This is a genomic window from Minwuia sp. (genome assembly GCF_048007105.1).
In the GTDB taxonomy this organism is placed as follows: Bacteria; Pseudomonadota; Alphaproteobacteria; order Minwuiales; family Minwuiaceae; genus Minwuia.
In genome coordinates this window covers 3,307,879-3,320,445 of sequence record NZ_CP180352.1, presented here as the reverse complement: position 1 = coordinate 3,320,445, position 12,567 = coordinate 3,307,879, and the positions used below count along the sequence as shown (strand labels likewise).

Below are 12,567 nucleotides of genomic sequence, written 5' to 3'. Positions count from 1 at the left end.
GTCAGCCGCCGTCCAGCTTGCCTTCCCAGTCTCCCGGCTGGAAGCTGAGCCCGAGCGTCGGGTTGCTGGTCTCCGTCCGGGCGATCACGGCCAGGCCGTCGGGCGCGACAAGCCCGACCTTGCCGTCGGGCATGCGGTAGACGTCGTAGCAGTAGAAATTGCTGTTCTGGCGTGGTGAATCGATGATGCAGAAGGCGTCGCCGTCGATGCGCCAGTGGGATTCGAGGGTGTTGCCGGTCAGATAGCGGCCGGGGAACCACTGCAGGATCGAGCCGTCGGTCCGCGCATGGAAGCCCCACCAGCCCGGCGTGCCGATCGCGGGAAAGACGGCGCGATTGTCCATGTAGAGATCGAGTTCCTTGCCCTTCAGGCGCATGCCGCCGAGCTCGAGTATGTGCGCTTCGGTCGAGGCGTCGAGCTCGTCGTTCAGTGCGAACGGGGTTCGGCAGGTGTCGAAATCGACCTCCTCGCCCTCAAGGAACCGGCTCAGGCACGTGCCGTACTGTCGGTAGAAGGCGATGCGGCCGGCCGCGCCGTGTCCGGCGAGGTTGTCCGGTCCGTCGAGCACCGCGATCTTCGATCCGATATCGTTGGCGCGGATCTGCATCAGCGTCTCCGCGCGCCCGCCGGGGTCGTATTCGTCGCCGCGGAAAAATGCGAACAGGAACCGCTCACGGCCTGCGGCGGCGATCAACTGCCTGAAATCCTGCGCGCTCTGACGGAAACGCCGGCTCGGGCTGCCGTCCCAGCTCTCGGCACGGCCGTGGGCGGCGGGTACGAAGAGCATCGCGCCGTCGATGCCGAGATCTTCGCTGCTGGCCGCCAGGATCTCCCACGCGCCGCGCGACTGCCCGTTCAGAAAGACCTTGCGGTAGCCCTCGCGGCGGAGCTGACGGACTGTCGACTTGAGTGTGCGGTTCAGTTCCGGCCGGTCGGTCCGGCTGTAGTCGTAGTGGGCGATGTTGAGCCGGAAGGTGTCATAGCCTTCCTTGTTCAGCTGGCTGAGGTGGAACGGCGTCAACGGATGGTCCATCGCGGTCGGGAATCTGTGACCGGCGAACCCCGGAACATGCACGATGGCGCCCTTGGCCTGCTCCGGGCCGAACTTCTGATGGTGCCAAGGCGTGATCAGCCGGGCCCGGATGTCGGCTTCGTAGACGACGGGCACCGGCCAGACCTGCTTGTGGCGGATCGAGTGGACCAGGCATTCGCCGATATGGGCGCGTTCGCGGCAGGCCTTCAGGGCCTTCTGGACGTAGACCTGATCGTCCAGGCTGCAATGGGCGTCGCTGCACCGCCAGTAGGTGGCGTATCCACCGTCCGGCGCCACGACCAGCGCCAGCGGGAAGGGTTCCTGCTTGTAGCGTTCGATGGTGTAGCGCGCATGAATGGAGAGCTTCTGCGGGTAGTCGCTCTCGGCGCGGATCCATTCGCCCGGCGGCGTGATGGCAGCGCGGCTCCACGCCAGTTCGTCGTCCGCATGGGTCGTGCCGAAAAGCAGCGCCGGCAGCGTTGCCAGCGCCGAGGCAACCGTCAGCCCGAATGTGCGGACGACGTCCTTCACGTCTCCATTCGGGCGACCGTCTGTCCTTCGGCGACAGCGTCGTCCTTCTGCACCAGAATCTCCGTGATCTTGCCGTCCTTCGGCGCGGGCACCGGGATCTCCATCTTCATGGATTCCAGAATGATGACGGCGTCGTCTTCCTCGACGTCCTGACCGGTCTCGGCCTCGATCATCCAGACTTTCCCCGCGATCTCAGACTTGATGTCAATCACCGCCAAATTTCCGCCCTCCCAGAAGCACCGCGCGCGAGACTAGTAGACCGAGCAAACATTTCAACAAGGTTATCAGGTGTCCGGGCCGCAACCGTGACGGGAACCACACGGTCAGCCGTCATCGCCGATCCAGCCAGGAAAATCGCCCGTCTTGTCATCCAGTAAACGGTTCATCCGTCTCAACTGCTCCAGCGGCGCCAGCGTGGCGGCGACGAGGCGATCCTCGGGCGTCGCCCTGGCCAGTTTCGAGTTCCGGACGTCGTCGCCGACCCGGGCCAGCGCGCCGTCGATCTCCTGCTCGTCCATCAGCCCCTTGCGCCGCAACTCGCCCATCAGCGCGGCCACACCAAGCAGCAGTCCGGCAATCTGGGCATCTGTCACATCGATATCGCTGGTCATGTCGGTCCTGTCGGTCGCTGTCGTGATTTGCGCCGAGCATATAGTCGGCCCGCGTCCAATGGCAGATGAAACCCTGCCTTTCGACCTTTATGATGCGCCCAACAGGGGAGGAAGACATGCAGCAAGCCGAAATCCGAGCGCCGGAGGCATCGGAGATCATCGTCAGGCCGCTGACCCGGACCATCGGCGCCGAAATCTCGGGAATCGACCTTGGAAACGCCTTGAGCGCGGCGGACCGTGACGCCATCCGCGCCGCGTTGCTGGCGTGGAAGGTCGTGTTCTTCCGGGACCAGGACATCACGACGGCTGAGCATGTCGCATTCGCGAGAAACTTCGGCGAACTGGAGGTGCATCCCTTCGCGCCGAAGCATCCGGAATTCCCGGAGATCCTGCCGATCACCCACGACGCCGATCGGCCGGGCCGGGAGAATCGCTGGCATTCCGACGTCACCTGGCGCCAGGAGCCCTCGCTGGGTTCGATCCTGCGCTGCATCGAGGCCCCGGAGATCGGCGGCGACACGCTGTTCGCCGACATGTACGCGGCCTATGACGGTCTGCCCGACGCCATCAAGGAAAAGATCGACGGCAAGGTCGCAATCCATGATTTCGCCGGGTTCCGGACATTGATGAAGGCCCGCGGCGTATCTGCCGAACGGATCGAGGCGTTCATCGAGCAGTACCCGAACCCGGAGCATCCGGTCGTGCGCACGCATCCCGAGACCGGCCGACGCGGGATCTACGTCAACGGCGCCTTCACCACCCGCATCGTGGGCATGGAGCCGGAGGAAGGCGCGAAGCTGCTGGAGTATCTCTACGCGCAGGCGGCGACGCCGGAATACCAGGTCCGTTTTAGCTGGCGCGACAATTCCATCGCCTTCTGGGACAACCGCGCCTGCCAGCACTACGCGGTGTCGGACTACTGGCCGGCCGTCCGCCGCATGGAGCGCGCGACGGTCATCGGCGACCGTCCGTACTTCGATCCGGCGCGGCAGCCCGCACCGTCGGAGTGGATCTATGGCGGCCATGTCGACCGTCGCCGCAAGGGCGACTTCCTGCCGGTCTGATCATGAGCAGCAATCTGGACATACGCCCCGTCGCAGGCGCGCTGGGCGCCGAGATCCACGGCGTCGACCTGTCGAAGGGGCTCGATACCGGCATGGCGGCGGCGGTCCGGCAGGCGCTGCTGGATCATCTCGTCATCTTCTTCCGGGACCAGTCGCTGGAAGCGCCACAGTTCCTGGCTTTCGCCGAGGCCTTCGGCGAACCGGTGGAATACCCGTTCGTGAAGGGCATCGACGCATGCCCGCAGATCATCGAGGTCGCCAAGCTGGAGCACGAGAAGACCAATTTCGGCGGCATCTGGCACTCCGACACGGTCTACCTGCAGGAACCGCCCATGGGGTCCATGCTGCTGGCGCGTGAACTGCCGCCCTATGGCGGCGATACGCTGTTCGCCAATCAGTATCTGGCCTACGAGAGCCTCTCCGAGACCTTCCGCAAGCTGCTCGACGGGCTGACGGCGGTGCACAGCTCGGCCAAGGCCGACGTCTCCAAGACCCGCGAGGACCGGATCAGTTCATCCGGCACCGCGGAGGCGGGGAAGGAGTATCTGTCCTTTCACCCGGCCGTCCGGACCCATCCCGAGACCGGACGCAAGGCGCTGTTCGTGAACACGGCCCACACCGTCCGTTTCGACGGCATGACGGAAGCCGAGAGCGAACCGATCCTGAAATATCTCTACCAGCACCAGATCCGGCCGGAATTCACCTGCCGCTTCGTCTGGCAACCGGGATCGCTGGCCTTCTGGGACAACCGCTGCGCCCAGCACAATCCGGTCAACGACTATCATGGCTTCCGGCGCATCATGCACCGCATCACCCTGAAGGGTGACAAGCCGGCATAGTGTTATTCGTCCGAAAGGGAATGTTGGTGCTTTTGCATCTGCGCGCTGGTGAAGAATATGCCGACATGAAGTGCTGGGGATTATTCGGCCCCCTCGGACCTTCTTGCAATAGTTGAACACCACCCGGCAATGGTCATGACGCAGCAGTCGCCTCGATAGTCGTAGCCGACGATTGTATCGTTTTCGTTGACTTCCAAGATCCGTGTGCATTGTGAGGAGACAGGCGTCGTCTTCTGTGTCTCCACTGTAACCAGCTGCCCGTTCACTAGTGCAGTCGAAGTTGATGTCGTCGGCAAGGCGACGGTTGTGGTGTGTCCCCAGAGATAAAGATGCCGACCGGCGATCTCGCTTTCAGAATCAGGGTAGCCCCACTGTGCTACCGCGGCATCCAATGATTGTCCTTTCCACGTTGACATGGCCGCATCCATAGAAGCGGTTGAGCAGCCGACCAGGGCGCACAGTAACGTCAGCGCCATCAATGCGGTTCTCATAGGTATCTCCCACTATTACGACTGAGCAACGTAGGAAACTGAATAATTCCCGGACAACCCCTAGCAGTCGGATGCGACGAGATACCCGAACAACTGTCACCATAATCGACCTGGTCGTTGACAACCGGTTTGCAAATTCCTGGAAGTCCGCGTCATCGGCGACGGGTAGCCTGCTGGTTTTCGGGGCACTTTAAATGAGTTGGGTGGCGACCCCTGCAGGACTCGAACCTGCGACCTACAGATTAGGAATTTGTCGCTCTATCCGGCTGAGCTAAGGGGCCGTGCGGTTGCCTATACCAGCAGTGGCGGCGTTTCGGAACCGCGTCCTGCATGCGGATGCCAGCAGGCGGCCGTTTCATTTTGATTAACCTGTCGCGGCTAGATTGGGCCTGGTTCCAGTTCGATCCGGTGACAGACATGGCCCAACGGGACATCAATCTCGAGAACATCACATTCCTGATTGCCGATCCGCATGACGGCAGCCGCAAGCTGATGGGCGACATCCTGTTGGCGATCGGTGCGCGCGACGTGATCCAGCTCAGCACTCCGGAGACGGCATCCGCCTGCCTGAAGGCGGATCCGGTCGACTTCCTGTTCTGCGACTTCAACCTCGGCAAGGGGCAGGGGGCCCAGTTGGTCCGGGATCTCCGGGCCGACCGCGATCATCCCGCGCGCTATATCCCCGTCATCATGACCTGCAGCCATACGCGGCTGATCGACCTCCAGCGGGTCCGCGATTGCGGCGCCAACATGCTGCTTGCCAAGCCCTACAGCGTCTCGGCGCTCTACGACCGGCTGTCCTGGGTGGCGCATCAGCCCCGGGCCTTTGTCAGCTCCAGGGGCTATTGCGGACCTGATCGCCGGGTGAAGCTGGAGGACGTGGAGCACGAGGACCGCCGCAGCGACGAGATGCCGAAGAAGGCCGCGGCGGCGGGGTGAGGGCGGAATGATGAACGACAAGAGCAAGGCCGGTGTGAAGATCGAGAAGGTGCCGACCCGCTTCGTGGAAGAAGCGGCGGGTCCGGCGCCGATTTCCCGCGGCGCCGCGCTCGGGCGCGCCGAATCCGCGGTGGCCAAGCTGGCGAAGAAGAGCGACCAGTGGCTGAAGCGCGATTTCGAGGCGCTGAACCTCGCGGTCCAGGATCTCATCGCAGCGGATGCGGCGGCGCAGGACGCGCAGATCGACGTCGCCTACCAGCACGCTTCGGCGCTGCGCGACATCAGCGGCATGTTCGAGAAGCAGGCGCTGTCCGTCGTCGCCGACAGCTTTTGCGAGCTCTTGTCCCGGATGCGCCATGCGGGACGGACGCACCGCAGCGCGCTTGCCACCCACATGGACGCGCTGAAGCTTGCCTATCGTGACGGTTTCGACGGCAGCAACTCGGCAGAGGTCAACAGGCTCGCGGAGCATCTCGCGTCGCTGATCGATATTTTCCCGGATCCAGACGCGATCCTGCGTCAGGATCAGGCCCGCAAGCGCGCAGCGTACGAGAAGAAGAAGAAAGCCGCCGCGGCCGGCTGAACCATCGCCTGCCGGTCAGCGCAGATTGCCGCTCCGGCTGGCGAAGCGCACCGCTTCCTCGGCGGCCCGCATCAGGGCCTTCGCCTTGTTCACCGTCTCCTGATACTCGGCTTCCGGATCGCTGTCGGCGACGACGCCGCCGCCGGCCTGGACATGCATCACGCCATCTTTGACCACGGCCGTGCGGAGCACGATGGCTGTGTCCATCGCGCCACCCGCCGAGAAGTAGCCGATGCCGCCGGCGTAGAGATGGCGCTTGTCCTTCTCCAGTTCCTCGATGATTTCCATCGCCCGGACTTTCGGCGCGCCGGACACGGTGCCGGCCGGGAAACCGCCGATCAGCGCATCAAGCGCGTCGTGCTTGCCGTCCAGTTCGCCCTCGACGTTCGATACGATGTGCATGACATGGCTGTAGCGCTCGATGACGAACTTCTCGGTGACCTTGACGGAACCGATCTTCGAGACGCGCCCCACATCGTTGCGGCCGAGATCGAGCAGCATCAGGTGCTCGGCCAACTCCTTGGGATCCGATAGCAGGTCCTCGGCCAGCGAAGCGTCCTCGGCCGAATTCGCGCCGCGCGGGCGGGTGCCGGCGAGCGGCCGCAGCGTGATCTTCCCGTCGCGCACCCGGACCAGGATCTCGGGGCTCGATCCGACGACGGAGAAGCCGTCGAAATCGAGGAAATACATGAAGGGCGAGGGATTGGTCCGGCGCAGCGCGCGGTAAAGCGCCAGCGGCGGCAGCGCAAACGGCACCTCGAAGCGCTGGGACGGCACGATCTGGAAGATGTCGCCGGCGCGGATGTACTCCTTCGCCTTCTCCACCATCCGGTGATACTCGTCCTTTGTCGTGTTCGAGGTCGCCTTCGGCAGTTCGCCGACATCTTCCGGCGCGGTGCGGTTGTGGGGCAGGGCGCGGTCGAAATCCGCGACGCTGTCGGCCAGCCGCTCGCAGGCGCGGGCGTAGGCCTGTCGGGCGCTGACGCCGGGCTCCGGCCAGACCGGGGTGACGATGGTGACCATGTCGCGGACCGAATCGAAGATCGCGATCACCGTCGGCCGGCACGAACAGGGCGTCCGGCACGCCCAGGGCGTCGCGGTTGCCAGACGGCAGCCGCTCCATCAACTTGACCATGTCATAGGCCATGTAGCCGAACAGGCCGGCCGACATCGGCGGCAGCTCCTGGGGCAGATCGATGTGGATCTCGGCCAGCAGCTGCCGGAAGCTCTCCAGCGTCGGCTCGGCGCAGGGCTCGAAGGCATCCGGATCGAAGCGGGCCGAGCGGTTGATTTCGGCGCGGTTGCCGTGCGCGCGCCAGATCAGGTCCGGCTTCATGCCGATGAAGGAGTAGCGGCCGCGGATTGCGCCGCCCTCGACCGATTCCAGCAGGAAGCAGTTGGGCCGGCCGTCGGTCAGCTTCATGAAGGCGGAGACCGGCGTTTCCAGATCGGCGACGATCTCGGTGTGGACGACCTGCCCTTCGCCGGCATCGTAGCGGGCCTGGAAGGCGCCGGAATCGGGCGTGAAACTCATGGCCGTCTCAGTTCAGGTAGATGCCGTTCGGGTCCACCGCGTTGCGGTAGGCCGACTGGTTGATCGAGACGCCGGCTTCTTCCCGAAGCGCCTCCAGATAGCGGGACCTGACGTCTTCGGAGAAGGCGGCGCCGATGGTCTCCGACAGTCCGTCGATCTGCGGGTCGTCCGTGCCGATCTCGGCAGGCTTCAGGGCATCAATTCGCACCAGAAGCTGGCTGGCCCCGGAAGGCGAGGCGCCGCCGGCATGGCCGCCGGCCGCAGTCCCGAATGTCTGTTCGCGGGCCGGACCGCCCAGTGCCGGCGCGCCGCTCCGGCGGGTGATCCCGGTCTCGGTGACGGGCTCGACGCCCAGATCGGCGGCCAGCGCCTCGAGGGTCTCGCCGCCTTCGAGGCGCTGCATGAGTTTCTCCCGCTCGGCAGCGGCCAGATCGGCCAGCTGATCGGCCTTCCAGGCCGCGGCGACCGCATCGCGAACCTCGGTCAGGGGACGCACCGCCGGTTCCTCGACGGCCATTGTCTCGACCAGTACGACGGTGCCGTTGTCGAGTTCCTGTCCGTGAAGTTCGTCGCCCGGCTGCGTGCCGAACAGCAGCTCGAGAACGGCGGGGGGCAGGTCCTCGGCCGGCTTCGAACCGTCGGCCGCCTCTCCGTCGCGCGAAACCGCCGTCAGGGTCAGGGGCTGCATCTCGATCGCGGCGGCGACATCGGGTACGCGTCCCCCACCGGCCAGCTCATCCTCGATCCGGTTGGCGATCTCGATCATCTGCTCCTGGGCTTCTTCCAGCTTCAGGTCGCGGACGATCTCCTCGCGCACCTCTTCCAGCGGCCGGATGGTTTCCGGCGTAGCTTCACCGATCTGGATCAGATGCCAGCCAAAGGCGCTCTGCACCGGACCGGCAATGCCGCCCGGGTCGGCCGCGAAGGCGGCTTCGCCGACGGGACCGGGCAGGTCGTCCGGCGTCACTGTGCCGAGGTCGACGGGCGGTGCGCCTGTGGTTTCCTCGATGACGGCCTGGAAGGTCACGCCCTCGTTGACGCGGGCCAACGCGGCGGCGGCGGCTGCCTCGTCCTGGAAGATCGCCTGCGAAATCTGGCGTGAGGCCGGCGTGGTGTATTGCGCAATGCGGTTCTGGTAGGCGGTCTGGATCGGCTGCTCGTCGATGATGATGTTGGCCGTTAGGTCGGCCGGTCGAACCAGCAGGACGCGGGCGCTGCGCCGCTCCGGCGTCGAGAACTGCGCGGCGTTCTCCTCGTGATACGCCTTCAACTGATCCTCGGTCGGCACGGCGGCATCGGCGAGGGTGTCATTGCCGATTTCGATGAAGGTCACGTCCCGGGCTTCCAGCTGGTAGGCGAGAATGGCGCGGGCCATGTGCTCCTGACCGGCTTCCAGGCCGGCGGTGAGGCTGTCCTCGATCTGCCGGTTGATCAGGTCCTGGCGCAGGTTGGCGATGTACTGGGCCTCGGAGAAGCCGGCATTGCGCATGATCTGGTCGAAACGCACGCGGTCGAAGTTGCCTGCCGGACCCTGGAATGTGGGGTCGTTGCGGATGTTTTCCGCCACGGTGTCGTCGGAGACGCCGAGGTTCCAGGAGTCGGCCTTGTCGAGCAGGGCGTTGCGGTCGATCATCGCGCTCAGGCTCTGGGCGTAGAGGCCGGCTGCAATGGCGGTCTCGGTGTCGATGGCGCGGTTTTGCTGCTGGCCGACGATACGGATGCGCCGCTGCGCCTCGTCGATGAAGGCGCTGCTGAGGATTTCCCGGTCGCCGACCGTGGCGACGGGCGGGTTGGTCGGGCCGGTCGCGTAGTCGGCGATGCCCCACATGGCGAAACTCAGGATCAGAAGGCCGAGCAGGATGCGCACGACCCACTTGGCCATGCCTTTCTGGGCTTTGTGCATCATGGCGGCGAATTTTCTCCTCGTCGGCTGCGGGGCTGGCGGACATTAGTCATCGGCGCGCATCGCCGCAACAGCGTGACGGCGCAGTTTTTCCGCGCTATGCAGCGGGCCGCGAACGCAAGGGGAGAGTGAGCGCATGCTGATTGCCGGCAACTGGAAAATGAACGGGTCCCTGGCTGCCGTCCGGGAGTTTGCCGACGCGATGGCCGAAGGCATCGAGACGGCGGGCGCCGCCGATCTGCTGGTCTGCCCGCCGTCCGTGCTGATCCACCCGCTGAAGGGCGCCTTGGCGAAGTCCGGTCTGGATGGACGCGTCGCCGTCGGCGCGCAGGACTGCCATGCTGCCGCCAGCGGCGCGCATACCGGCGACATCTCGGCCGAGATGGCTGCGGACGGCTGGTGCAGCCATGTCATCGTCGGCCATTCCGAGCGCCGCACCGATCATGGCGAGACCGACGCTGTCGTGAAGGCGAAGGCCGAAGCCGTGCTGCGCGCCGGCCTGGTCGCCATCGTCTGCATTGGCGAGACCGAATCCGAAAGGAAGTCCGGCTTCACCAATGCCGTTCTTGCCCGGCAGATCCGCGGTTCGTTGCCGGAAGGCGCGACGGCCATGAACACGGTAATCGCCTACGAGCCCGTCTGGGCCATAGGCACCGGGCTGACGCCCTCGCTGGAGGACATCGAGGCGGCGCATGCCCATATCCGTGCCGTTGCCGGAGAGGCGGTGTCCGCGGACGATCTGCAGATCCTCTACGGCGGTTCGGTGAAGCCCGGCAACGCGAAGGAGATTCTGGGGATCGGCGGCGTCGACGGCGCGCTGGTCGGTGGCGCCAGCCTGAAGGCGGCCGATTTTCTCGGCATCGCGTCCGCGGTGGTCTGACACTTCCGGTTTGAACCCTTTCCACCGCGCCCCAAATTGGTTAGAAGCGCGCGTCCATTCCCGAACAGACCGGAACCGCCCAGCCCATGGTTACGATCATCCTCGTCATTCACGTGCTCATCGCTCTCGCGCTGATCGGCGTCATCCTGATGCAGCGTTCCGAAGGCGGCGCCCTCGGAATCGGTGGCGGCGGCGGTGGGGGCGGCATGGGCGGCATCATGTCGGGGCGGGGTACGGCCAACCTTCTGACCCGCTCTACCGCGGTGCTGGCGGCGGCGTTTTTCGGCACGTCGATCGCGCTCGCGATCCTGGTCGGCGGGGACCGCGATTCGGGTTCGATTCTCGATCAGCCGGTGCAGCAGCAGCCTGCGGACCCGGCTCTGCCTTCCGTTCCGACCGTTCCGCAGTCGGACTAACTCACTGAACTGACGGCGTTGCGTGCCGATCCTCGGATCGGCGCTTTGTCACGCGCGCGTTATCCACTAGAAGGAAGGTCCATGACGCGGTTCATTTTCATCACCGGCGGCGTGGTTTCCTCTTTGGGAAAGGGTCTCGCTTCCGCCTCGCTCGGGGCGCTGTTGCAGGCGCGCGGTTACAAGGTGCGGCTCCGGAAGCTGGACCCCTACATCAATGTCGATCCCGGCACGATGAGCCCGTACCAGCATGGTGAGGTCTATGTCACCGAAGACGGGGCCGAGACCGATCTGGACCTTGGCCACTACGAGCGCTTCACCGGCGTCGACAGCGCCCAGGCCGACAACGTCACCACCGGCCGCATCTACCAGACCGTGATCGAGCGCGAGCGCCGCGGCGACTACCTCGGCGCGACGGTGCAGGTCATCCCGCACATCACCGACGCCATCAAGGAGTTCATCCAGGCCGGCACCGAAGGCCACGACTTCGTGCTGGTGGAGATCGGCGGCACGGTCGGCGATATCGAGAGCCTGCCGTTTCTGGAGGCGATCCGGCAGTTGGGCCAGGAACTCGCCAGCGACCGCGCCATGTTCGTGCACTTGACGCTGGTGCCCTACATCAAGGCGGCCGGCGAACTGAAGACCAAGCCGACACAGCATTCGGTGAAGGAACTGCGCTCCATCGGCATCCAGCCCGAGATGCTGGTCTGCCGCTGCGAGTCCGGCATCCCCGAGGGCGAGCGCCGGAAGATCGCGCTGTTCTGCAACGTGCGCCCGGAGGCCGTGATCCAGGCGCCGGATATCGACAACATCTACAACGCGCCCATCGTCTTCCATGCCCAGGGGCTGGACAACGAGGTGCTGGCGCATTTCCGGCTGGACTCCTCCGACGAGCCGGACCTCGAGCGCTGGCGGATCATCGGCGAACGGATCGGCAGCCCCGAGGGCGCGGTCAAGGTCGGGATCGTCGGCAAGTATGTCGGCCTGCCGGACGCCTACAAGTCGCTCGCCGAGGCGCTCCGTCACGGCGGTATCGCCAACAATGTGCGCGTCGATGTCGAGTGGCTGGATTCGGAGCTGTTCGAAAGCGATGAGAACGCGTTGCACCGCCTGGAGGACGTTCACGCCATCCTGGTGCCGGGCGGGTTCGGCGAGCGCGGCTCGGAGGGCAAGATCCGCGCGGCGCAGTTCGCGCGTCTGCGCAATGTCCCGTATTTCGGCATCTGCTTCGGCATGCAGATGGCCGTCGTGGAGGCCGCGCGCAGCCTGGCCGGGCTGAACGGCGCGAGCTCGACGGAGTTCGGCGAATGCCCGGATCCCGTCGTCGGCCTGATGACCGAGTGGGAGACCACGAGCGGCGAGAGGGCGCGCCGGACAGGCCGCGACGACATGGGCGGCACGCTGCGGCTGGGCCGCTATCCCTGCGAGCTGAAACCGGGCTCGAGGGTGGCAGAGATCTACGACAACGGGTCAATCACCGAGCGGCACCGGCACCGCTACGAGGTCAACATCAACTACCGCGACGTGCTGGAGCGGCACGGGCTGACCTTCTCGGGCATGTCACCGGATGGCCGTCTGCCTGAGATCGTCGAGCTGGAGGATCACCCCTGGTTCGTCGGCGTGCAGTTCCATCCCGAATTGAAATCCCGCCCGTTCGAGCCACATCCACTGTTCGCCTCCTTCATCGAGGCGGCCGTGAAACAGTCGCGACTGGTCTGATCCGATGCCCGATACAGCCAAGACCGT

Annotated in this window: 12 protein-coding genes, 1 tRNA gene and 1 pseudogene; 7 read left to right on the top strand and 7 right to left on the bottom strand. The window is 65.2% G+C overall.

What is annotated here, in order from left to right:
* Window position 1: 1 nt before the first annotated feature.
* From ACMVY4_RS16080 to ACMVY4_RS16070, 3 genes are all read right to left on the bottom strand, one after another.
* Window positions 2–1,564, bottom strand: a complete 1,563-nt coding sequence (locus ACMVY4_RS16080; RefSeq protein ID WP_416897010.1) for a hypothetical protein — start codon at window positions 1,562–1,564, stop codon at window positions 2–4.
* Window positions 1,561–1,776 (bottom strand): acetyl-CoA carboxylase biotin carboxyl carrier protein subunit, encoded by a 216-nt coding sequence (locus tag ACMVY4_RS16075; RefSeq protein WP_416900329.1) that lies wholly within the window; start codon window positions 1,774–1,776, stop codon window positions 1,561–1,563. Before ACMVY4_RS16075 ends, ACMVY4_RS16080 begins: the two co-directional genes overlap by 4 nt.
* A gap of 111 nt (window positions 1,777–1,887) precedes the next feature.
* Window positions 1,888–2,175: a hypothetical protein gene (locus ACMVY4_RS16070; RefSeq protein ID WP_416897009.1), complete on the bottom strand. Its 288-nt coding sequence runs from the start codon at window positions 2,173–2,175 to the stop codon at window positions 1,888–1,890.
* Between the two features lie 116 nt (window positions 2,176–2,291).
* Between ACMVY4_RS16070 and ACMVY4_RS16065 the strand changes: the two genes are divergently transcribed.
* Window positions 2,292–3,239 carry a TauD/TfdA dioxygenase family protein gene (locus ACMVY4_RS16065; RefSeq protein ID WP_416897008.1) on the top strand — a complete coding sequence of 316 codons (948 nt, stop codon included), beginning with the start codon at window positions 2,292–2,294 and terminating at the stop codon, window positions 3,237–3,239.
* 2 nt (window positions 3,240–3,241) lie between these two features.
* Window positions 3,242–4,078 (top strand): TauD/TfdA dioxygenase family protein, encoded by an 837-nt coding sequence (locus tag ACMVY4_RS16060; protein ID WP_416897007.1) that lies wholly within the window; start codon window positions 3,242–3,244, stop codon window positions 4,076–4,078.
* Window positions 4,079–4,158: 80 nt separating this feature from the next.
* Here ACMVY4_RS16060 and ACMVY4_RS16055 read toward each other — a convergent pair whose 3' ends face one another.
* Window positions 4,159–4,569, bottom strand: a complete 411-nt coding sequence (locus ACMVY4_RS16055; protein ID WP_416897006.1) for a hypothetical protein — start codon at window positions 4,567–4,569, stop codon at window positions 4,159–4,161.
* 204 nt (window positions 4,570–4,773) lie between these two features.
* A tRNA-Arg gene (locus ACMVY4_RS16050) sits at window positions 4,774–4,850 on the bottom strand.
* 136 nt (window positions 4,851–4,986) lie between these two features.
* On the opposite strand from ACMVY4_RS16050, the gene ACMVY4_RS16045 reads away from it, so the two are divergent.
* Together ACMVY4_RS16045 and ACMVY4_RS16040 are read left to right on the top strand one after the other, a co-directional pair.
* The gene (locus ACMVY4_RS16045; protein ID WP_416897005.1) at window positions 4,987–5,508 is read left to right on the top strand and encodes a response regulator; all 522 of its coding nucleotides are present in this window, start codon (window positions 4,987–4,989) and stop codon (window positions 5,506–5,508) included.
* Between the two features lie 10 nt (window positions 5,509–5,518).
* Entirely contained in the window at window positions 5,519–6,091 is a 573-nt protein-coding gene (locus ACMVY4_RS16040) for a hypothetical protein (protein ID WP_416897004.1), read from the top strand.
* Between the two features lie 15 nt (window positions 6,092–6,106).
* Here ACMVY4_RS16040 and trpE read toward each other — a convergent pair.
* Both trpE and ACMVY4_RS16030 read right to left on the bottom strand, forming a co-directional pair.
* Window positions 6,107–7,625: pseudogene (gene trpE / locus ACMVY4_RS16035) on the bottom strand (anthranilate synthase component I).
* Window positions 7,626–7,632: 7 nt separating this feature from the next.
* A complete protein-coding gene (locus ACMVY4_RS16030) occupies window positions 7,633–9,531 on the bottom strand; it encodes a SurA N-terminal domain-containing protein (protein ID WP_416897003.1) in 1,899 nt (632 codons plus the stop codon).
* Between the two features lie 133 nt (window positions 9,532–9,664).
* Between ACMVY4_RS16030 and tpiA the strand changes: the two genes are divergently transcribed.
* The 3 genes from tpiA to ACMVY4_RS16015 all read left to right on the top strand — a co-directional run bounded on the left by tpiA (window position 9,665) and on the right by ACMVY4_RS16015 (window position 12,540).
* Window positions 9,665–10,408: a triose-phosphate isomerase gene (gene tpiA / locus ACMVY4_RS16025; protein ID WP_416897002.1), complete on the top strand. Its 744-nt coding sequence runs from the start codon at window positions 9,665–9,667 to the stop codon at window positions 10,406–10,408.
* Between the two features lie 86 nt (window positions 10,409–10,494).
* Entirely contained in the window at window positions 10,495–10,824 is a 330-nt protein-coding gene (gene secG, locus ACMVY4_RS16020; RefSeq protein WP_416897001.1) for a preprotein translocase subunit SecG, read from the top strand.
* An 81-nt stretch (window positions 10,825–10,905) separates the two neighbouring features.
* Window positions 10,906–12,540: a CTP synthase gene (locus ACMVY4_RS16015; RefSeq protein ID WP_416897000.1), complete on the top strand. Its 1,635-nt coding sequence runs from the start codon at window positions 10,906–10,908 to the stop codon at window positions 12,538–12,540.
* The last annotated feature ends 27 nt before the right edge of the window (window positions 12,541–12,567 follow it).

Excerpts from the sequence above, each read along its gene's own strand:
- ACMVY4_RS16030 (WP_416897003.1), bottom strand. The coding sequence starts at position 9,531 with ATGATGCACAAAGCCCAGAAAGGCATGGCCAAGTGGGTCGTGCGCATC.
- ACMVY4_RS16055 (WP_416897006.1), bottom strand. The coding sequence starts at position 4,569 with ATGAGAACCGCATTGATGGCGCTGACGTTACTGTGCGCCCTGGTCGGC.
- ACMVY4_RS16070 (WP_416897009.1), bottom strand. The coding sequence starts at position 2,175 with ATGACCAGCGATATCGATGTGACAGATGCCCAGATTGCCGGACTGCTG.
- ACMVY4_RS16045 (WP_416897005.1), top strand. The coding sequence starts at position 4,987 with ATGGCCCAACGGGACATCAATCTCGAGAACATCACATTCCTGATTGCC.
- tpiA (WP_416897002.1), top strand. The coding sequence starts at position 9,665 with ATGCTGATTGCCGGCAACTGGAAAATGAACGGGTCCCTGGCTGCCGTC.
- ACMVY4_RS16065 (WP_416897008.1), top strand. The coding sequence starts at position 2,292 with ATGCAGCAAGCCGAAATCCGAGCGCCGGAGGCATCGGAGATCATCGTC.
- ACMVY4_RS16040 (WP_416897004.1), top strand. The coding sequence starts at position 5,519 with ATGAACGACAAGAGCAAGGCCGGTGTGAAGATCGAGAAGGTGCCGACC.
- secG (WP_416897001.1), top strand. The coding sequence starts at position 10,495 with ATGGTTACGATCATCCTCGTCATTCACGTGCTCATCGCTCTCGCGCTG.
- ACMVY4_RS16060 (WP_416897007.1), top strand. The coding sequence starts at position 3,242 with ATGAGCAGCAATCTGGACATACGCCCCGTCGCAGGCGCGCTGGGCGCC.
- ACMVY4_RS16015 (WP_416897000.1), top strand. The coding sequence starts at position 10,906 with ATGACGCGGTTCATTTTCATCACCGGCGGCGTGGTTTCCTCTTTGGGA.